Here is a 21,755-nt window from a genome sequence, read left to right as displayed (position 1 = left end):
AAAATTTAAACGCGTTAATAGCGCCTTTTTTGCTACTTTTGACGGATTATTTGGCGAGCAAATTAATATATGAAGTTTAGTTTAGAGGCACGAGATGCCTTTTCAAAAGCAAGAGCAGGGACAGTTACAACAGCACACGGCGAAATCCAAACCCCAATCTTCATGCCGGTAGGTACCGCAGGTACCGTTAAAGCGGTTCATCAGCGGGAACTCAAAGATGACATCAAGGCACAAATCATTTTAGGAAACACCTATCATTTATACCTCCGCCCAGGATTAGACGTCCTGGAAAAAGCAGGCGGACTCCACAAATTCATCGGTTGGGACGGTCCCATTCTTACCGACAGTGGTGGCTATCAGGTATATTCTTTAAGCAAAGTACGCAAAATCAAGGAAGAAGGCGTAACCTTCCGCTCCCATATCGACGGCTCTAAACACTTGTTTACGCCAGAAATTGCGATGGATATCCAACGTACAATCGGCGCAGACATCATTATGGCCTTCGATGAGTGTACACCATACCCTTGCGACTACCGCTATGCGGCAAGATCCATCCAGATGACGCACCGCTGGTTGAAGCGCTGCTGCGAACGTGTAGACAGCACAGAGCCAAAATACGGCTACGAGCAAACACTTTTCCCAATCGTTCAGGGCTCTGTATACAAAGATCTTCGTGTAAAATCCGCAGAATTCATCGCCAGCATGGGCCGCGAAGGCAATGCAATCGGCGGTCTTTCCGTTGGAGAACCTGCAGAAGAAATGTACGGCATGACCGAAGTGGTGTGCGACATCCTCCCGGAAGAAAAACCACGTTACCTGATGGGCGTAGGAACCCCAATCAACATCCTGGAAAATATCGCGTTAGGCGTAGACATGTTCGACTGTGTGATGCCGACCCGCAACGCCAGAAACGGCATGTTGTTCACCAAGAACGGCATCATCAACATCGGCAACAAGAAGTGGGCAGATGACCTCTCGCCAATTGAAGCAGATAGCGACCTGTTTGCCGATCAGGTGTATTCCAAAGCATATTTAAGGCACCTGATGCACTCTAAAGAGATGCTTGGCGCCCAGATAGCCACCCTACACAACCTGAATTTCTACCTATGGCTGGTAAAAGAAGCCCGCGAACGGATCATTAATGGAACGTTTTATGAGTGGAAAAACAAAATGGTGCAAGTATTAGGACAAAAACTATAAATGGACTTCCTTACAGGCAGACTTAAAATCATAGACCGCCACATCATTGGCAAGTATCTGGGTACATTTATATATACCCTGACGATCTTTGTTGTGATTATTGTGATTTTCGATCTCTCTGAAAAGCTGGACGATTTTTTAAGGAACAACCTTAGCTTCTGGCAGGTTGTTTCCTTATACTACGCCGGTTCCATCCCGTTCTACGTCAACATGCTCTCCCCGTTGATCAACTTTATCGCCGTAATTTTCTTTACAGCAAAGATGGCCGACCAGACGGAGATTGTACCGATTTTAAGTGGTGGCGTAAGTTTCAACAGGTTTTTAAGGCCGTATTTCATCTCCGCATTCATCATTTTTGCGGCGAATCTGGCAGCGAACCTCTACATCCTACCATACACCAACACCCTCAAGAATACCTTTGAGAATACCTATGTGAAGCAGGGCAATCCTTCTGTGAAAGGCCAGATTCACATGAAGCTGGATAAAAACACATACATCTATATCGACGGTTTTGACAACAAAACCAAAATTGGGACGAAGTTCATCCTCGATAACTTCGATGGTGATGTGATGCGCAAGAAGATCGTGGCGGAGTCCATAACATGGGATTCTACCAAGCGTTCCTGGAGGCTAAGCAACTACACCATCCGCAACATTGATGGCTTAAAAGAAACCTTTATTAACGGTGGTGATAAGAAGAAAGACACCATACTGGATATGCGGCCGGATGATTTTTCCGCGTATGATAACATCTATGAGAACCTGAGCAACCGGGAGCTTTCTGATAAAATCAGCAAGGAAAGCGTCCGTGGATCCGGCATCATGAACGACCTCCTGTTTGAGCAATATAAGCGCTATTTACAGCCGCTCTCGGCCTTCGTACTGACTTTAATTGGTGTCGCACTCTCCTCGCGTAAAGTTCGCGGAGGCGTGGGCTTACCACTGGGGATCGGAATTTTCCTGAGCTTCGGATACATCGTATTAAACCAATTCGCAAAAATGTTCTCCATTAAAGGCGGTATTCCACCCCTTTTTGCAGTACTGCTACCCACCATACTCTTCGGAATTCTAGGCTACGTGTTGCTTAGAAAAGCACCTAAATAATCATGTCTGACATCACTCCTGCCACTGAAAAAAGAAACCTCCTGATCCTTCATCTTACGGTTTTTGTATGGGGCTTCACCGGAATTTTGGGTGCTCTGATCTCCATCGATGCCGTACAAATGGTATGGTATCGGGTGCTTATTGCAAGCATTACCTTGTTCCTGTATTTCACGATTGCGAAGGTAAATATCAAGGTAAGCAGGAAGCAGTTTGTGCAGTTTTTCATGATCGGAAGCATCGTGGCGCTTCACTGGATTCTCTTCTTCCACGCCATCAAAGTGTCGACAGTTTCTGTAACGCTGGTCTGCCTTTCGTCGTTTACGTTGTTTACGGCAATCCTGGAACCCCTGATAAAAAGGAAGCCAATACTGGTTGCAGACATCGTAATCGGCCTGATCATCATCCTGGGCATTTACCTGATCTTTAAGTTTGAGAGTCAGTATACCCTGGGTATAATCTTTGGGCTTTCTGCAGCACTTGCATCGAGTATATTCAACATCTTTAACTCTACACTTGTTCAGAAAACCGAGCCTCAGGTGATTGGGTTTTATGAGATCGCAGGCGCCTTTTTCTGGATTACCATCTACCGTCTTTTCGATGGATCTCTCGCCACAGAGACCTTCAGCCTAAGTGGTACAGACTGGATCTATTTAGTGGTATTGGGCACCATCTGTACTGCGCTTGCCTACGTTGCAGGGGTATCTGTTATGCGTACGCTTTCCGCTTTCAGGGTGGCACTAATCACCAATCTGGAGCCTGTATATGGCATAATGCTAGCTTTCCTTTTTTTCGGAAAACAGGAGAAAATGACCCTGGGTTTCTACATCGGAGCAGTGTTAATTTTAGGCGCTGTTTTCCTGTACCCGATCTATAAAACACGTAAGAAACTACAGTAACACCTTCCAGGATACACCACATAAATTGCAGGCCAATGGCTAGTATTAGGCGTGCATTGGGCATCGCTATAGCATGAAATTTGGATGGTCATAAGCACGAATATCAAGGCCACAGAGCAAATGTTTCAGCTAATCACATGAGCTAAAATTCAAGGCTCATACCGCATATAATCCCCTCTACATATAGCAGCATTCATCGCCGACACTCCAATTAAGAATATCAATTCAAGGCAAATCACACAGCCGAATACCCAAGAATTAAAGCGGAAAGGCACAGCAAAAACAAGCCAGAGCAACTACCTGTTAAAGCCAATACCAGAAAGAAAAAGATGGATTAACTAGGCTACGCCACTTGTAGTTCGGCTGAAAATCCGAGGCAAGACACCGTAAAATGAAGACCCAAGTATGGCTAGATATCTTCAAAACTAACACCTGAAAACATATCCAGAAACATGAATAGGAGAACTGCACTAACCCGATTACACATGGTAAACACTTGCTTAAAGTACGGTTTGGTCGTCAAATAAAGGGGCTTTTAATGATATAACAAAGGCATTTAATTACAAATATAGTGACACCTGACTGCTAAGAAACCAACATACAAAGACCAAAAACGACGAAATAAGTCGAGCTAAACCAGCGCAAAAACCACACATACACGAGTACACTATTACAACAAAAGCGTGAAATAAATTAGAATAAAATCGAAATAAATCACCTCAAGAATACCATATAACCGGACCAGGAAACCGAATATACAACATGTAATTAGTCGTTAATAATCATGAAGTAAGCGCAATTTAAGATTGATTATTACAAAACGCACCCCCAATTTTATTACCCATAAATACAAAACATAATCACAATTCTACCACTCATAAACACAATTAATATGGTCAACATAACCACAGAAACCACGCAGAAAACGACACAATAAATGCCTATATTCAGCACTAAATACCAATCTGAAACACGCAAAAAACACACGGATTGATGCACCTTCCAGCATGCAAAATCAGGCAAATGGATCCATGTGATCACAGAATCTAACGCAGAGGCACGACAACAATCTTCAACTACCACCCAAATTTCGACAAAGGATTTCAGGTGATTAGTGTATCTTACAGCCTTAAATGTCAAAAATACAGAAGATGCGCTACAACAGCCAAAAAAGCGACTTTAACGCTACAAAATGAACAACAGCACGATTTAAACAATCCAATATAACCACACATACAATACTGATTACCAACATTTTACTTAAATATAAAAAATAAATACTTTACATTGATCTAACATCGAACTCCATAAATAACTAATATTTTTAGCATACACGCTATATGCCATTTAAAATAACGCATAGAACTCTACTTATCAGTACTATAACATTATCCTGTTTAACTTTAACCTCACTACCACTAAAGGCCCAATTGTTCAACGGAGAACAAAACCCACTTAGTGTAAAATGGCGCCAGATTGAAGCAGGAGGTTTTAAAATCATTTATCCACGCGAACTGGAGCGTGAGGGACAGCGTATGGCCAATACACTGCCCTTCATCTACGCGAAAGAAGGCGCAAGCCTGAATACAAGTACAACGCGGCTCCCTATTGTTTTGCAAAACCGGGGCGTTATCGCGAACGGTTTTGTGCAACTCGGTCCGAAGAAATCGGAGTTCTTTACTACCCCTCCCCAAGCCTTCGATAGTCAGGATTGGTTGAACAACCTTGCCGTCCATGAATTGCGCCATGTTGCGCAGTATGATAAGCTCAGCGGCATACAACACAAACCCTTCCCTGAACTGGTCTATTTCGCCTGGATGGGCGCTTCTATCCCCCTGTGGTTCTTTGAAGGGGATGCGGTAACAACAGAGACTGCATTAACGAACGCGGGGCGCGGCAGACAACCAGCCTGGATTATGCCCTACCGTGCAAACCTGTTAAGTGGAAAAAAGTATAGTTATAGTAAAGCACAATTCGGTTCTTCGAAAGACGTAACACCTGGTTATTATCAGTTGGGTTATCTTTTAAGTACCAACATCAGAACCCAATTCGGTAAATCAGTTTTTGATAGCGTACTCACCGACATAAAAAAACATCCATTAAGAATTTATCCCTTCTCTAAAAGCCTAAAAAAATACACCGGTAAAAATACCGAAACCTGGTACAAGGAAACACAAACATTAATCGCTGAACAATGGAAAAAACAAGACAGCTTATCGAACACTAAAACGTACCCTTCAAAAACAAAAACGCAAACCTTTTTGACCGACTATTTATTACCGGTTACGTTAGAAAACAAAAACATCATTGCATTAAAAAGAAGCAAGGCAACAACACCGGAATTCGTAATCATAGACAGCAATAAAAATGAAAAATCAATTTTAAAAATAGGTTACCAGGAACAGCCTTGGTTCAGCATAAACCAAGATGTAATTGTATGGGATGAGATCAGGTATAATCCACGATATCGACAGGAAAGTTTCAGCGTTATCTGCACTTACAACATCAGCACTAAAACCTACAAACAATTACGTTTTAAATCACGGCTCTTCTCCCCTACCCTCTCGCCGGATGGAAAGAAAATTATCGCCGTTCAGGTCGATTTATCAAATCAGTTTAACCTCGTTGAACTCGATGCAAACACGGCGGAAATCCTGCACAAATTTGAGAATAATGACAACCTTATCCTGCAAACACCGGCCTACCATCCGGACGGAAATACCATCACTTACATCAGTGTGTCCGAAAAAGGGAAGTCTTTATGGCTGGAGGAAAAATCCGGCAAAAAGCTCGAATTGATCAAGAAAACCCGCCAACAGATCAGCAAACCGGTGTTTTACAAGGAAGGAATCGCATTTAACGCCCATTACAGCGGCTTAGATAATGTTTACTACTTGAACATCAACTCGCGCGAGATAATGGCTCTGAGCGCCTCTAAATTCGGCGCTTTTCACATGGGTCCAGGTAAAAACGACACGGAATTTGTCTTCAGCAACTACACGCCCCAGGGTTTTGAGATTGCAACGAGTCCCTTTAATCCACAAAAAGTAGAAGCGGACAATTTTGTTTTCTTCGGCGAAGCCGCCAAAGCACAGGAGCAAACCTGGGATGTTTTCGCAAACATTCCCGACAGCATCTACCCTTCCAAGCCGTACAAGAAATTCACACAGCTCTTCAATTTTCATAGCATTATCCCGACCATCGACGACAGCTATACCGGAGGTCTGCAACTCCAGTCGGACAACCTCCTGAACACCGTGAGTTTTTTCACCGGGGTAGACTACTATCGCGACCTGAACAGATTTGGATACAACGCCGGACTTTCCATTAAAAGCTTCTTCCCAGTTTTCACCGTTAATTACGAGAACCGCCCAAGAAGGAATTTTTACAATTCGAACAAAGTCATCAAGCAGGGCGACTGGCGTGAAAACTACATCGGCATAAACGCGCGGGTTCCGATAAGTTTCAGTGCGCTAAACCACAACTACAACATTTCCGCAAATGTTGGCACCAGCTACACCAAACGCTACATGCTCGAGAACTTACCATCGAGCTTCAACACGACTCTAAATTTCCCGCTGAACTATGGACTCACTTTACAGCACAGCATCCGGCAGGCAGAACGTGACGTGGCGCCAAGATGGGGACAGATCCTTCGGCTGAAATATTTCCATCAACCTTTCGACACTCGCTTAGGCGGAGATTTATTTTCTACAGAAGCTTTCCTGTATTTTCCGGGCATCGCGCGAAATCATAGCTTCCTCGCTAACTTCAACTTTCAGGAGGCATCCGGGGTGCGGCAGTACAATACGGAAATCAATACCGTGTATGGCTACAACAACATCCAGGCAAGAAGCAGGCTTAAAAACACGCTGCTGTTCAACTACCGGTTTCCCATTGCCTTTCCGGATGCCGAACTTGGCCCCCTTGCCTACATCAGGAACATTCGCGGCGGCATGTTCTGCCATTACGAAAACATCGGAAGGGAAACTTCCCTCCTGCAACCCAAGACGTATGGACTGGAGCTGCACGCAGACATGAATGTACTGCGTTACCAGCCCAACATAGACCTGGGCACAAGAATTGTGCTGGTCAACAAGCTTTACAAGCATAATCCTATATTTGAATTGTTGTTGAACTATAGTTTCTGATCCACATGCGTATAAAAACCTTATTTATCATCGCCTTCACGGCCCTCGTTACCGTCTTCTTAGTCATAAACACCGATGCTGTTGAGTTTAATTTCATATTTACCACAGCAGAGGTTTCAAAGCTTGTGGTCATCGGCGTGTGCACCTTCATCGGTTTTGTACTCGGCTACATTGTTGCAAAGCCAAGAACAACGGTAACCACTTATGACGACCGGTTCGATGCTAACGATCAAAACAAGGATCACCTTAGCGAAGAAGATCGCAAATACATCAGCTAACATTAACACCCGATACTTACACCCTAGCGCGTGCTTCTCCCAAGAGAGCCACGCGCTTTTTATTTGCCCCTTCATAGAGGAATCAAGCACAGCTGGAACACACCTGCTCCACACCTGGCCCACACCTCACCCACGCAATACGTGTGGAAGGTGTTGTACAGCTCTTGTGCAGTTATGGAATATGCACATGGCTATCCTCGATTTGAGCAGGGCACAAAAAAAGCTGTTCAGTAAAACCGAACAGCTTTTAAAAAATGAAAAGCAAGTATTAACTAAGCGCCTGCTGAATATCTTTAAGAATGTCGTCGACATGTTCCAGACCGATGGACAAGCGTATAGTCCCTTGTTCTATACCAACTTCCTGGCGCTGGGCTTCGGTGAGTTTGGAATGGGTACTGGTTGCCGGATGCGTTGCAATAGAACGCGTGTCGCCAAGATTTGCCGATATGGAGAACATCTTCAGTTTATCCATAAATCCTGCAGCCGCCTGCACACCACCTTCGATCACGAAGGTCACGATGCCTCCACCTTGCTTCATCTGCTTTCTGGCAATTTCATATTGCGGATGCGATTGCAAAAATGGGTACATCACTTTTTTCACGTTGGACTGGCTTTCTAAGAAGGTCGCAACTTTCAAAGCATTTTCACAGTGCCTGTCCATGCGCACAGCTAAAGTTTCGAGACTCTTAGACAACAACCATGCATTAAAAGGCGACATTGCCGGCCCGGAGTGTCTCGCAAACCCTTCAATCTGCTTCATCAGCTCCGCGGATCCCAGAATAATCCCGCCGAGGGTACGCCCCTGGCCATCGATGTATTTGGTAGCGGAATGTATGGAAATGTCGGCACCGAGTTTTAGTGGTTGTTGCAGGTATGGCGTGGCGAAGCAGTTATCCACCACCAGCAAGATTTTATGTTCTTTGGCCAGATCTGCCAACCATTGTAAATCGATAATGTCGATGCCCGGGTTTGAAGGGGTTTCTACAAAGATCACTTTCGTATTTTCCTTGATGCCTTCGGTCCATTGCTCTGGCTTGTCCAGATCTGCGTAAGAGTAGGTGATGCCCCATTTAGGGAACACCGCGGTAAGCAACTGGTGCGTGCTACCAAAAACAGATCTGCTGGAAAGCACATGATCCCCGTTTTGCAGGAATGTTGCCAGCGTGGTGAAAATTGCTGCCATACCGGTCGCCGTTACCCAACCCGTCTCGGCGCCTTCAAGCGCCGCCATCTTTTCGATAAGCTCTGAAGTATTCGGATTGGCGTATCTGCTGTACACATTACCTTCTTTCTCTGCAGCAAACAAGGCACGCATGTCTTCTGCATCATCAAACTTGTAGCTGGATGTTAGGTAAAGCGGTACCGAGTGTTCTTTATACTGGCTGCGTTCGGCTTGCAAACGGATCGCAATGGTTTCAAAATTTTCTTCTGACATGGTTTAGGGATGAATCGTATAAGTATATTTCAATGTTGCTGAGCGGCCAAGAATATTGGACACGGAGCAGTATTTTTCAAAGGTAAGCGCTAAAGCGCGTTCAACCTTTTGCTGGCTCAATGCGCCAAAAAGATCGAAATGGATGTTTATTTCTTCAAAGATGGGCGGCATCTCGTTATCACGCCGGGAGGCACTGATCTTAATTTTTACATCGTCCAGTGGTTCCTTCTGCTTCTGCAGGACATTGACCATGTCAATGCCGCTGCAGCCACCAAGACCAACCAACAGCATTTCCATCGGGCGGAAGCCTTTACCTTCCCCACCAATTTCGGGTTTCGCATCTAGCTCTACAGTCTGCCCGGACGGGTTTACCGCTTCAAAGTTGAATTTCTTATTTTTCCGGATCAGGTTGATCTCCATCATAGTTTATAGGTTATAGTATACTTTGTTGTGCTGCTCCAATTCAGGTAGGGCTACTGGTCCATTGAAGATGCCGTACACGGAAGAACCGCTTCCGCTCATGGCGGCATATAAGGCGCCGGCAGCATACAACTTCTGTTTAACGTCTGCAATGGCTGGATATTTCTCGAAGACCATCCGTTCAAAATCATTTTTCACCTGGTCTTTCCAGGTTTCCACCGGCTGCTGTACCAACGCTGGTAGATGCTCTTCATGAGGTAGCGGCTGCATACCCGCGTAGGCTTCTGCGGTAGAGACGTGAATGTCGGGCTTTACCAGTACGATGTTGTAGGCGGATAGGTCTAGACCGACTGGCTGAAATTGATCGCCCCTGCCAACTGCATAAACTGGTTTGTTCTCGATAAAGAACGCACAGTCGGCACCAAGCGCCGAAGCGTACTGTTCCATTTCAGGAACTGTTAAACCTAAATTGAATTTCTTGTTGATAATTTTGATGAGCTGCGCCGCATCAGATGAACCCCCGCCAAGTCCTGCGCCAACCGGAATCTGCTTCAGGAGCGTAATCTGCTGCTCCGGAAAGTTGTACTCGCGCTGTAACAGCCGAAAGGCTTTGTAGCAGATGTTTTCCTCGGGGTTGCCCAGATTGTCGATCCCCGAAACCACGCAGGTGGTGGTTGTAGCATCTGTGAGCTCCACGACATCGTGCAGCTCGATTGGATAGAATACGGTTTGAATGTTGTGATAGCCATCTGGCAGCTTTTCTGTAACGTTTAAACCGATGTTAATTTTAGCATTTGCAAATGCAAGCATGAGCCTTTTGTTTTTTCTTGTATGTAGCAAACTTACAAAAAGACTGGTAAAGCCGGGAGCAATGTCGTAGGCTTGTAACACATTATATGAATATTGCGGGCAGGCTGCGCAACATCCGCGCGCAGCGGAGAAGAAATCGCGCAGCAAAGGGCTACATTGGATAAATTATGATAGTTTTGTAAGAAGAGCATATACATATATAAGATAATGGCGCCCGCGCCGTTCTCGATAAGAAAATGAGACAGTATTTAGATTTAATGCAACATGTGCTGGATCATGGCACACAGAAGCATGACCGCACCGGTACCGGCACCATCAGCGTTTTTGGGCACCAGATGCGCTTTAACCTGGAAGATGGTTTTCCAATGGTGACCACCAAGAAACTACACCTAAAATCCATCATCCACGAATTGATCTGGTTCCTTCAAGGGGACACCAATATCAAATACCTTAAAGATAACAACGTACGGATCTGGGATGAGTGGGCAGACGAGCAAGGCAACCTTGGCCCGGTGTATGGTGCGCAGTGGCGTTCATGGCCTACGGCCGACGGGCGACACATCGATCAGATTGCACAGGTAATCAAAACCCTGAAGGAGAACCCCGATTCACGCAGGATCATGGTTTCTGCATGGAACGTCGCGGAAATTGAAAACATGAAACTTCCGCCCTGCCATGCCTTGTTCCAGTTTTACGTGGCCGATGGTAAGTTAAGCTGCCAGCTTTATCAACGCAGCGCAGACATCTTCCTTGGCGTGCCTTTCAACATTGCGTCTTATGCGTTGCTGACCATGATGGTTGCGCAGGTGTGTGACCTGAAAGTGGGTGAATTTATTCATACCCTTGGCGATGCACATATCTACAACAACCACATTGAGCAGGCGAAGTTGCAGTTGACGAGAGCGCCGAAGCCCTTGCCGCAGATGAAGATCAATCCGGATGTCAAGGATATCTTCGCCTTTCGCTATGAAGATTTCACATTGGAAAACTACGAAGCACACCCACATATTAAAGGAGAGGTAGCCGTATGATCGTGACTTTTGTTGTAGCAGCAGCTGCAAACAACGCTATTGGAAAAGATAATCAACTTCTTTGGCACTTGCCTACAGATTTGAAGCACTTCAAGACGATCACTTCCGGGCACACCATCATCATGGGTCGCAAAACCTTCGATTCGATGGGCAAGCCATTGCCGAACCGTAGGAACATCATTATCACCCGGAATCAGGACCTGAAAATTGATGGAGCAACCGTTACGCAAAGCCTGGATCAGGCTTTGGAACTGTGTAATGATGAAGCTGAGGTTTTCGTAATCGGGGGTGCTGAGATTTATAAGGCAGCTTTAGACAGAACGGATAAGATTTACCTCACCAGGGTTCATAAATCCTTTGAAGGCGATGCTTATTTCCCTGATCTGGACCCTGAAAAATGGACTGAAGTGGCTCGTGAAGATCATGCTGCAGATGAGAAAAATTCCCTCGATTTTTCCTTCATAACGCTCGAAAGTAAATAGTTGAGCACCACCAAGAAAAACTTTGATAAGTGGCCTATTAATTAAAAATTTAATTAGATTTGCCGACTTGTTAAAAAAAATTTATAGCATATAGACAATAATTACAAACAACAAATGCAAGGTAAAGGTTTTATTAAATTTATGGCAATACTCTTAGGTATTGTCTGTGTGTATTCCCTCTCGTTCAATCTGGTTTCTTCGAACGTAGAGAAAAATGCTAAAGCTTACGCGAAAGGCGACCCTGAAAAGGAAAAAGCTTATCTGGATTCTATGTCCACCGTACCCGTTTATCCAATCTTCGGATTTGATTACGAGTTCTGTAAATCAAAATCCATCAACCTTGGTCTGGATTTAAAAGGTGGTATGAACGTTACAATGGAGATTTCACTAGCAGAACTGGTTAAATCTCTTGCTGGCAACCCAGATGACGCAAACTTCAATCAGGCTGTTGCAAATGCACAAACGGAACTTAATGCTGGCGGTAAAGACTTCATTAACTTATTCGTTAATAACTTCGAAAAGCTAAATCCGAATGTAAAACTTGCAGACTACTTTGCAAACCAGGATAATGCACAACAGCTTAAATCAACTGCGAGCAATTCTGAAGTAAGAACTTACCTGTCTAAAGAAGCTACTAGTGCTATCGACCGTTCATTTATCATTATCCGTAGCCGTATTGACGGTTTTGGTGTGGTAAGTCCGAACATGCAGAAACAAGAAGGTACCAACCGTATCCTTATTGAGATGCCAGGTGTTCAGGATAAAGAAAGGATTCACAAATTACTACAAGGATCTGCAGAACTTCAGTTCTGGCAAGTATATCAAAATGAAGAAGTTTATTCTTTATTAGAAAACATCAATAAAACACTTGCTTCAACCCTTAAAGATACAACCGCTACCGCAGCTACTGATACCACTGCTGCAAACGCAGGAAGCAAGCTTGCTGGCTTAGGAAAAAAAGCAAATAACGCTGACTCTGCTGCGAAAACATTAGAGGCTGCGAAAAACAATCCATTGTTCTCCGTATTAAGCATCCCGACTTACCAGGGACAAAATGGCCCGGCATTACGTCCAGGACCAGTTGTTGGATGGGTTGCTCAAAAAGATACTGCGAAAGTTAACAGCTATCTGAAAAGAGCAGAAATTGCGCCGATCATTCCATCAACCTTCAAATTTATGTGGAGTGTTAAGCCGATGGAAGGCAGCAAAGTGTTTGAACTATATGCAATCAAAGATGTTGATGCAAATGGTGCACCTGATCTAGGTGGCGAAGCCATCAGCGATGCTCGTCATGATTATGACCAGAAAGGCAAGCCTGAAGTAACCATGTATATGACTGGTGAAGGTGCTGCTAAATGGAAAAAAATTACTGCTGAAGCTTCTGCAGATGCAAACAACAAAAAAGCAATTGCTATCGTATTAGATAATAACGTTTACTCTGCCCCTACTGTACAGAACGAGATTCCTAACGGTATTTCTTCCATCACTGGTAGCTTCACTGTAAACGACACACAAGATTTGGCGAACATTCTTAAAGCTGGTAAGTTACCTGCACCAGCAAGAATCGTAGGTGAATTCGTAGTTGGTCCATCATTGGGTCAGGCTGCAATTGACAACGGTTTACTTTCATTCTGTCTTGCTTTCGTGGTTATTCTAGTGTTCATGGCACTTTACTACAACAAAGCTGGATGGGTTGCTAACCTTGCATTGGTGATCAACTTATTCTTCATCATGGGTATTCTGGTATCACTTGGTGCAGTATTAACACTGCCTGGTATCGCTGGTATTATCCTTGTAATTGGTCTTTCGGTAGATGCGAACATTCTGATCTTTGAGCGTGTGCGTGAAGAGTTACTACATGGTAAATCAACCGCATTGTCCATCAGAGAAGGTTTCAAGCATGCAATGCCTTCTATCATTGACTCAAACGTTACCATCTTAATCTTAGGTATCATCCTTTACATCTTCGGTAGCGGTCCGGTTCAAGGTTTCGCAACGACACTTTGTATCGGTATTCTTTCGTCACTATTTTGTGCGGTATTGATCTCACGCTTAGTATTCGAAAGCATGTTGAACAAAAACGCCAACATCACTTTCGGTAACAAAGCAACTTTACACGCCTTTAGAGATATCGCTTTCGACTTTGTAGGCCGTAGAAAAATCTACTACCTGATTTCAACAGTGATCATCGTTGCTGGTACCATCTTCTACTTCAAAAATGGTGGTTTAAGATTGGGTATCGACTTCAAAGGTGGCCGTTACTATATCGTTCACTTCGACAAATCTGTAGATACAGAAACTGTAAAAGAGCACTTAACACCTGTTTTCGGTGACGAAGCACCAGAGGTTAAAACTGCTGGTAACGATAATGAGCTTAAAATTACAACCACATACCACATCGCTGACGTTGCAACTTCAGCAGATAAGGTTGTTGAGGATGCTTTAAGAGCTGGATTAAACAAAACTGGCGTTCCTTACACCATTGAGAGTAACCAAAAGGTAGGACCGATCATTGCGAGCGACTTGGTTTACAGTGCATACGGTGCGATCTTGTTCTCTTGTTTAGTGATGTTTATCTACATCATCGTAAGGTTTAAGAAACTAAACTATGGTTTGGGTGCGGTAATCGCGTTATTTCACGACGTACTGTTGGTATTGTCATTCTACACGATCTTAGACGGTGTACTTCCATTCTCATTAGAGATTGGCCAGGATTTCATCGCAGCGATCTTAACGGTAATGTCTTACACCATGACAGAAACAGTTGTTGTATTCGACAGGATTCGTGAGAAACTTGCGGAAACTGGTAAAGATGACATCCACGGTGAAGAGCGTAATCAAACCATCAACTTCGCTTTGAACAGTACCTTAAGCCGTACCATTCTTACTTCATTAACGGTATTCTTCGTATTGTTGGTAATCTTCATCTTCGGTGGAGAAAGCATCAGAGGATTTATCTTCGCCCTACTAATTGGTCGTGTTATCGGTACATATTCATCACTATGTATTTCTACGCCAATCGTTGTAGATTTAGGCAGAAACAAATAATTAGCAATTTCAATTGCATAGTAAAAAGGTGCCCCCACAAGGGCACCTTTTTTTGTTTGTAAGGGTTATGACAGCCGAGCGTTGTATTTTGTTCAAGTTGGGTGCAGGGAATGCTTATTCGTGTATATTTACCTTGATGCAAGAGCCGATTAAACTAGTAGAGTGCCCGAGGGATGCCATGCAGGGCATCCATGATTTCATACCGACGCAGCTTAAAGCCGAATACCTGAACCTACTACTTCAGGTTGGTTTTAATACCCTTGATTTTGGGAGTTTCGTATCGCCGAAAGCCATTCCACAGCTTAAGGACACTGCAGAAGTACTATCCATGCTCGACCTGAGTCAGACCAGCACGAAACTACTGGCTATTGTAGCCAATTTAAGGGGTGTAGAAGACACTGTCCGTTATCCGGAGATCAGTTATCTTGGTTTTCCCTTTTCGATCTCAGAGACCTTCCAGCAGCGCAATACAAATTCCAGCATCAGCCAATCTATGGATACGGTAGAACAGATGCTGACGCACTGTGACAAAGCGGGCAAAACGGCGGTGGTCTACTTGTCAATGGGCTTTGGTAATCCTTACGGCGACGAATGGAGTACTGAAATCGTGCAGCACTGGGCATCGGCGTTAGTAGAAAAAGGCGTGAAGATCCTTGCACTGTCTGATACCACTGGCGTGTCTACGCCTGAAAAGATCAGCACCCTCCTGCCCGCTTTGATCAATCGTTTTCCCCAGGCGGAGGTTGGCTTGCACCTGCATAGTACCCCCGAGAAAAGGTTAGAAAAAATAAAAGCCGCTTTTGAGAGCGGCTGTCAACGTTTTGATAGTGCATTGAAGGGTTACGGTGGTTGCCCAATGGCGGCGGATGACCTGACGGGCAACATGGCCACCGAAGATGTGCTTCAGTATCTGAAAGCCCAAAACATCGAAACCGGACTGAACATGGACAAGTTCCATGAAGCCATGCAATTCAGCAGTCGAGTTTTCACCGGAGCGTAATGGTTTGAAGCACCTTAGTGCTTCTTTACCATTTTGAAGTGTTGGATACCGGCTTCTTCGAACTGCGGGCCTTCGGCCACAAAGCCGAACTTAGCATATAGACCCATGGCATCTAGTTGCGCATTCAGGTAAATGTATTCGGCATCCCCGGGAAGGTCGGCAAGTGCAGCAGTAACCAGCGCCTGGCCTACTTTACGGCCCCTGTACGCCTGTAACACTGCGAAGCGTTCTAACTTGTACCCGGCGTCGGTTTTACGCCATCTGCAGGCACCTACAGGCTCGCCATCTATGGTTGCCAGGAAGTGTGTAGAAACATCTTCATTCTCCCATTCCAGTTCTGGTGGACAATTTTGTTCATCTACGAAAACGATCCTTCGGATGTTGAAGACCTTTTCCAGTACATCTTCCGTAGTTACTTTGTTAACTTCTATGTTATTCATGTTTCTTTTTTAAATGGGTGACGCGTGTTGCGCAACGGTTGAATATAGCTATATATCTGGTTGTACTTAACAAAAAAAGGCCATAAGCGTTTGCTTATGACCTTTTCTATGCTGGATATGCTTACAGTTTGTCGTTTGCGTTTCTGCAGTTTAAATCTTCGAAAGCCTGGGTTAAGCGTTTAACGAAAGCTTCTTCGCCTTTACGCAACCACACGCGTGGATCGTAGTATTTTTTGTTTGGTTTATCATCGCCTTCTGCGTTACCAATCTGTCCCTGAAGGTAACCTTCATTCGCTTTGTAGTAATCAAGGATACCTTCCCAGAATGCCCATTGCATATCTGTATCGATGTTCATCTTGATGGCACCGTAAGAGATGGCTTCACGAATTTCTTCCTGTGAAGAACCAGAACCACCGTGGAATACGAAGTTGATTGGTTTCTCAGCAGTTAAGTTAAATTGTTCTTTAACGTACTCCTGTGAGTTGTGTAAGATAACGGGTTGTAATTTTACGTTACCTGGTTTGTACACGCCGTGTACGTTACCGAAAGCAGCAGCAACGGTGAACTTGTCAGACACCTTACTTAGTTGTTCGTAAGCGTAAGCCACTTCAGATGGTTGCGTATATAATTTTGAACTGTCTACGTCGCTGTTATCCACGCCATCTTCTTCACCACCGGTTACACCTAGTTCAATCTCGATGGTCATGCCCATTTTAGACATACGCTCAAGATACTTTGCGCTGATTTCCATGTTTTCTTCGATAGACTCTTCAGAAAGGTCTAACATGTGTGAAGAGAATAATGGTTTTCCGGTTTCAGCAAAGAACTGCTCACCATGATCTAGTAACCCGTCGATCCATGGTAATAACTTTTTCGCAGCATGGTCGGTATGTAAAACTACCGCTACACCATAGTGCTCAGCTAACAAATGAACATGCTTAGCTGCAGAAACTGCACCCAATACACATGCTTTCAGGTTGTCGTTATTTAATGTTTTACCTGCATAAAACTGCGCGCCCCCGTTTGACAACTGGATCATCACGGGTGAATTAACTGCCTTAGCAGTCTCCATCACAGCGTTAATCGTATTGGTTCCTGTTACGTTAACTGCAGGTAATGCAAACTGGTGCTTTTTAGCCTGCTCAAACAATTCTTGAACAGCATCTCCATAAATTACACCTTTGTAGCCTTTTAAACTCATATTTTTAGTATTTGTACAGCCGAAGTTATAAAAAATATGATTGTACGCCAAAGAAAGCGCCTTTATTTACCGCAAAGTTTACCCAGAAACTAAGGTTATCTGTTCTAATTTTTTTTTGTTTCTTTGTACACGCATTTTTGAACAAAAAACATGGCTTGGTTTAAAAGAGAAAAGAAAGGTATCAGTACACTAACCGAAGAAAAGAAAGAAGCGCCGGATGGTTTGTGGAACAAATGTCCGAATTGCAAGAAGGCTTTACACAGTGCTGACCTGACCGAAAACAAATACGTATGTCACTATTGTGACTTCCATATAAGAGTTGGTTCTAAAGAATATTTCCAGGTTCTATTTGACGATAACCAGTTTACCGAACTCTTCCCTAACCTGACATCAGGAGATCCCTTAAACTTTAACGATTCTAAACCTTACACCGAACGTCTGGTGGATAGCATTGCTAAAACTGGTTTGAATGACGCCATCCGCGCTGCGCATGGTAAGATTGAGGGCGAAGATCTTGTAGTTGCCTGTATGGACTTCACGTTCATTGGTGGTTCCATGGGCTCTGTAGTTGGTGAAAAGATCGCAAGGTCTATTGATTACAGCATAAAACACAACATTCCATTCATGATGATCTCCAAATCTGGTGGTGCACGCATGATGGAAGCGGCATTCTCACTGATGCAAATGGCGAAGACATCCGCTAAACTAGCTTTGTTAAGTCAGGCTAAAATACCATACATTTCTTTGCTTACAGATCCAACTACTGGTGGTGTAACCGCTTCTTATGCCATGCTGGGCGATATTAACATCGCTGAGCCGGGTGCATTGATTGGTTTCGCGGGTCCGCGGGTAATTAAAGAGACAATTAAGAAAGATTTGCCTAAGGGCTTCCAGACTGCAGAGTTCGTACTGGAACACGGTTTCCTTGACTTCATCGTAGACCGCCGAGGCATGAAAGCCAAAGTGGCGAAGTTTATCAGAATGCTGAAGAACTAATTGTACGCTATACAGAGATAAAAAAAGCCACACCCCTTATGGATGTGGCTTTTTCTTGTTTAAGATGTACCCTTAGGGGTATGCTTAAAAGTTATTTCCGCCGGGCATAGTACCGGGCTCATGGCCTGAGCCTAGCGGTGTATTGTCTCTTTGTGGACGGTTTACAAGGCTGGTACGGCCAGTCTCGATAACAGATGACGAATCACCGTTATCCTTTTTATCTTCGTTGATCGGATCAGGAGTTTCCTTGTAGATGGTTTTTCTATTCTCCCGATCTTCCTTGCCCTCAGTATCTTCTGAATCTTCATGATTCAGATCATTTTGGTTCAGCTGCGTCTGACTAAGGTCGTTAGGATTGTGTTGGTTCAAATCATCCTGATTCAGGTTATTGTTTTCTGGAACTATCATAGCTTTAATGTTTTAGTAAACAAATGTCCATAAATAACAGCAGGTCATGCTTTTTGTTTCCTGAAATAGAAAGGGACCTTGAATCAGCTTCAAGGTCCCTTTAATAATAATGTCAGATTTAAACTTCAAAAAAGCCTGATCTGGTTGACGCAATGGTTTGGATTCAACCTTTACAAGGCCAGTATTATACGTTAATGTTTTGCTCTACAATATGTTTAAGCTTGTCTACTACGTAATCCAGCTCTTCGCGGGTATTGTGCTTGCTGAATGAAAAACGTACCGATGGACGTGTTGCATTTGCATTGATTTCATTCAACACATGTGAACCAATGTTTGATCCTGAAGAACATGCACTTCCGCCGGATGCAGAAATACCATTGATGTCCAAATTAAACAGCAGCATATCACCCATATCCATCTCTGGGAAGGAAACGTTTAACACCGTGTATAGGCTTTTGGAAGGGTCAATCTCTCCGTTGAATAACACGCCAGGAATTTCAGCCTGCAGGCGGTTAATCAAGTAGCTTTTTAAGTTTTGTATGTGCAAGCGGTGATCTTCCATGTGGTCATGCGCAATTTCGAATGCTTTTGCCAGACCAACGATGCCGTATACGTTTTCTGTACCACCGCGCATGTTTCGTTCCTGCGCACCACCGAAGATCAGCGGACTGATCTTGATGTTGTGGTTTACATATAGAAAGCCTACGCCTTTTGGACCGTGCAATTTGTGGGCTGCACAAGCAAGGAAGTGAACTTTCAGCTTACGTACATCATGCACATAGTGGCCCATGGTCTGCACCGTATCACAATGATAAATGGCATCATACTGCTCACAAAGTTCCCCTACGCGTTCAATATCGGTTAGCGTACCAAGTTCATTATTGGCATGCATTAAACTTACCATTGATCTTGGATGTTGCTGTAACAAGCGCTCCAGGTGGTCATAGTCAATATTGCCTTTCTCGTCAATATCCACATAACTCACCTGATCGATAACACCCTTTTTAAGTAGGTTATCAAGGGTATGCTCTACGGCATGATGCTCAATTTTGGAGGTAATTACATGTTTCAGGTTGAAAGTGCTCACACCGCAAACGATCGCAGTGTTATCAGCTTCTGTTCCGCCAGAGGTAAAAAAGATTTCAGCAGGTACGGCATTAAGCAGATGCGCAACAGATTTGCGCGCTTTTTCTATAAGTGTACGTACTTCCCTGCCTTGCGCATGTATTGAAGAAGGATTACCGTAGTAGTCCTCCATCACTTTGACCATTTCAGCAATGACTGCTTTGTCCAGAGGTGTTGTTGCAGCATTGTCCAAATAGATTCTTTCCATGGTTAGTTAAGTTTTAATATTTCTTTTATGTCGGAGATGATTTTGCTTGCAAGATTCTCTGCAACGGTCTCATTCTGCGCTTCACTGTAGATCCTGATGATCGGCTCTGTATTAGAACGTCTTAGGTGAACCCACTCATTGTCAAACTCGATTTTCAAGCCATCAATGGTAGAATGTGGTTGTGCTTTATATTTCTCCTGTACTTTAAGGAGCAGCGCATCGATATCCATGTCTGCAGTCAGGGTGATTTTATTCTTAGAGATGTGGTAGCTTGGATAGCTGCTGCGCAATCTTGAGATCGACTTACCAGACTTCGCCAGGTGCGTTAGGAATAGTCCTATACCCACCAATGCATCACGACCATAGTGCGATTCAGGGTAGATAACGCCGCCATTTCCTTCACCACCGATGATCGCGTTACACGCTTTCATTTTCGTCACTACGTTTACTTCGCCCACGGCAGCCGCATGGTATTCATTACCAGCTTTCTCCGTAACATCGCGCAGTGCACGTGTAGAAGAGAGGTTTGATACCGTATTACCCGGCGTATGCTGCAGTACATAATCGGCAACGGCTACTAAGGTATATTCTTCACCGAACATGGTGCCATCCTCGCAAACAAAACAAAGTCTGTCTACATCAGGATCAACCACGATGCCCAGATCTGCGTTTTTTTCCTGCACTAGCTTCGAAATCTCCGTCAGGTTCTCTGGCAATGGCTCCGGGTTGTGCGGGAACTCGCCGTTTGGCGTGCAGTATAATGGATAAACCGTCTGAACACCCAGTGCTTTAAGCAACGCTGGCACAAAGATGCCGCCGGTAGAATTCACGCAGTCTATAGCAACCTTAAAATTAGCGGCCTTAATCGCCTCTACATCTACCAGTCTCAAGGCAAGTACATGGTCAACATGGTTTTGGAGGTAACTGTCGTCTTGAATTACTTTTCCCAGCTCAGAAACCGTTGCATACTCCACATCGCCACTTTCCGCCAGTTCAAGCACGTACTGTCCTTCCGCATCGCTGATAAACTCACCTTTATGGTTAAGCAGCTTCAGCGCATTCCACTGTTTAGGGTTGTGACTTGCGGTAATGATGATACCACCGCCAGCCTGTTCAAGCGGCACGGCCAGCTCGACTGTTGGCGTTGTAGACAGACCAAGGTTTATAACTTCAATGCCGAGACCCTGCAATGTTCCGGCAACAAGGTTATTAACCATTTCGCCTGAAATGCGTGCATCTCTTCCGATAACTACTTTTTTGATCTGTGTGGTTTTAATTACCCAGCTGCCATAAGCAGCGGTAAATTTTACAACATCCATTGGCGTCAGGCCCTGACCTGCTTTTCCACCGATGGTACCACGTATTCCTGAGATTGATTTTATTAAGGTCAATTTTTTTAGATTAGCTTGCGCGAAATTAAGAAAAATATAGGTAGGGTACTTAAATAAGCACAAACGGTTTTTAATAATCTAACGTTGATTACAGAAATACTATATTTGTGCTTTTTACAATATTTATAATA

Annotated in this window: 18 protein-coding genes; 10 read left to right on the top strand and 8 right to left on the bottom strand. The window is 44.2% G+C overall.

Annotated features, from left to right (window positions below; all coding sequences use genetic code 11):
* Positions 1–69: 69 nt before the first annotated feature.
* The 5 genes from tgt to IEW69_RS13030 all read left to right on the top strand — a co-directional run bounded on the left by tgt (position 70) and on the right by IEW69_RS13030 (position 7,629).
* Positions 70–1,200, top strand: coding sequence for a tRNA guanosine(34) transglycosylase Tgt (gene tgt / locus IEW69_RS13050; RefSeq protein ID WP_188627307.1), 1,131 nt, complete (start codon positions 70–72; stop codon positions 1,198–1,200).
* On the top strand, positions 1,201–2,304 hold the full coding sequence (locus IEW69_RS13045) for an LptF/LptG family permease (RefSeq protein WP_188627306.1): 1,104 nt from the start codon (positions 1,201–1,203) through the stop codon (positions 2,302–2,304). It begins immediately after the preceding gene.
* Positions 2,305–2,306: 2 nt separating this feature from the next.
* Entirely contained in the window at positions 2,307–3,200 is an 894-nt protein-coding gene (locus tag IEW69_RS13040; protein WP_188627305.1) for a DMT family transporter, read from the top strand.
* A 1,430-nt stretch (positions 3,201–4,630) separates the two neighbouring features.
* Positions 4,631–7,351, top strand: a complete 2,721-nt coding sequence (locus IEW69_RS13035) for a TolB family protein (RefSeq protein WP_229663619.1) — start codon at positions 4,631–4,633, stop codon at positions 7,349–7,351.
* A 5-nt stretch (positions 7,352–7,356) separates the two neighbouring features.
* Entirely contained in the window at positions 7,357–7,629 is a 273-nt protein-coding gene (locus IEW69_RS13030; protein WP_188627303.1) for a LapA family protein, read from the top strand.
* Positions 7,630–7,897: 268 nt separating this feature from the next.
* On the opposite strand, the gene IEW69_RS13025 is transcribed toward IEW69_RS13030, so the two are convergent.
* From IEW69_RS13025 to ispE, 3 genes are read right to left on the bottom strand one after another with little or no spacing between them, the layout of a single operon-like run.
* Positions 7,898–9,064 (bottom strand): trans-sulfuration enzyme family protein, encoded by a 1,167-nt coding sequence (locus IEW69_RS13025; RefSeq protein WP_188627302.1) that lies wholly within the window; start codon positions 9,062–9,064, stop codon positions 7,898–7,900.
* Positions 9,065–9,067: 3 nt separating this feature from the next.
* Positions 9,068–9,487 carry an OsmC family protein gene (locus IEW69_RS13020; protein WP_229663618.1) on the bottom strand — a complete coding sequence of 140 codons (420 nt, stop codon included), beginning with the start codon at positions 9,485–9,487 and terminating at the stop codon, positions 9,068–9,070.
* A gap of 3 nt (positions 9,488–9,490) precedes the next feature.
* The gene (gene ispE / locus IEW69_RS13015) at positions 9,491–10,294 is read right to left on the bottom strand and encodes a 4-(cytidine 5'-diphospho)-2-C-methyl-D-erythritol kinase (protein WP_188627301.1); all 804 of its coding nucleotides are present in this window, start codon (positions 10,292–10,294) and stop codon (positions 9,491–9,493) included.
* Positions 10,295–10,530: 236 nt separating this feature from the next.
* Between ispE and IEW69_RS13010 the strand changes: the two genes are divergently transcribed.
* The 4 genes from IEW69_RS13010 (at position 10,531) to IEW69_RS12995 (ending at position 15,855) form a co-directional block, all read left to right on the top strand.
* Positions 10,531–11,325 (top strand): thymidylate synthase, encoded by a 795-nt coding sequence (locus IEW69_RS13010; RefSeq protein ID WP_188627300.1) that lies wholly within the window; start codon positions 10,531–10,533, stop codon positions 11,323–11,325.
* On the top strand, positions 11,322–11,807 hold the full coding sequence (locus tag IEW69_RS13005) for a dihydrofolate reductase (RefSeq protein ID WP_188627299.1): 486 nt from the start codon (positions 11,322–11,324) through the stop codon (positions 11,805–11,807). The genes IEW69_RS13010 and IEW69_RS13005 overlap by 4 nt, the downstream gene beginning before the upstream one ends.
* A gap of 114 nt (positions 11,808–11,921) precedes the next feature.
* Positions 11,922–14,855 (top strand): protein translocase subunit SecDF, encoded by a 2,934-nt coding sequence (gene secDF / locus IEW69_RS13000; protein ID WP_188627298.1) that lies wholly within the window; start codon positions 11,922–11,924, stop codon positions 14,853–14,855.
* Positions 14,856–14,991: 136 nt separating this feature from the next.
* Positions 14,992–15,855, top strand: a complete 864-nt coding sequence (locus IEW69_RS12995; RefSeq protein ID WP_188627297.1) for a hydroxymethylglutaryl-CoA lyase — start codon at positions 14,992–14,994, stop codon at positions 15,853–15,855.
* 14 nt (positions 15,856–15,869) lie between these two features.
* Here the strand turns inward: IEW69_RS12995 and IEW69_RS12990 are convergent, their stop codons facing one another.
* Positions 15,870–16,295, bottom strand: coding sequence for a GNAT family N-acetyltransferase (locus IEW69_RS12990; protein WP_188627296.1), 426 nt, complete (start codon positions 16,293–16,295; stop codon positions 15,870–15,872).
* Positions 16,296–16,416: 121 nt separating this feature from the next.
* Positions 16,417–17,496 (bottom strand): class II fructose-bisphosphate aldolase, encoded by a 1,080-nt coding sequence (gene fbaA / locus IEW69_RS12985; protein WP_188627295.1) that lies wholly within the window; start codon positions 17,494–17,496, stop codon positions 16,417–16,419.
* A gap of 150 nt (positions 17,497–17,646) precedes the next feature.
* Here fbaA and accD point away from each other — a divergent pair, with 150 nt between their 5' ends.
* Positions 17,647–18,492, top strand: a complete 846-nt coding sequence (gene accD, locus IEW69_RS12980) for an acetyl-CoA carboxylase, carboxyltransferase subunit beta (protein ID WP_188627294.1) — start codon at positions 17,647–17,649, stop codon at positions 18,490–18,492.
* An 84-nt stretch (positions 18,493–18,576) separates the two neighbouring features.
* Here the strand turns inward: accD and IEW69_RS12975 are convergent, their stop codons facing one another.
* From IEW69_RS12975 to glmM, 3 genes are all read right to left on the bottom strand, one after another.
* Entirely contained in the window at positions 18,577–18,900 is a 324-nt protein-coding gene (locus IEW69_RS12975; protein ID WP_229663617.1) for a hypothetical protein, read from the bottom strand.
* Positions 18,901–19,084: 184 nt separating this feature from the next.
* Positions 19,085–20,233, bottom strand: a complete 1,149-nt coding sequence (locus IEW69_RS12970; protein WP_188627293.1) for a cysteine desulfurase family protein — start codon at positions 20,231–20,233, stop codon at positions 19,085–19,087.
* Between the two features lie 2 nt (positions 20,234–20,235).
* Positions 20,236–21,624, bottom strand: coding sequence for a phosphoglucosamine mutase (glmM, locus tag IEW69_RS12965; RefSeq protein WP_188627292.1), 1,389 nt, complete (start codon positions 21,622–21,624; stop codon positions 20,236–20,238).
* Positions 21,625–21,755: the final 131 nt, after the last annotated feature.

The organism is Pedobacter quisquiliarum (assembly GCF_014642175.1).
Taxonomy (GTDB): domain Bacteria; phylum Bacteroidota; class Bacteroidia; order Sphingobacteriales; family Sphingobacteriaceae; genus Pedobacter; species Pedobacter quisquiliarum.
This window is presented reverse-complemented; position numbering and strand designations above follow the sequence as displayed.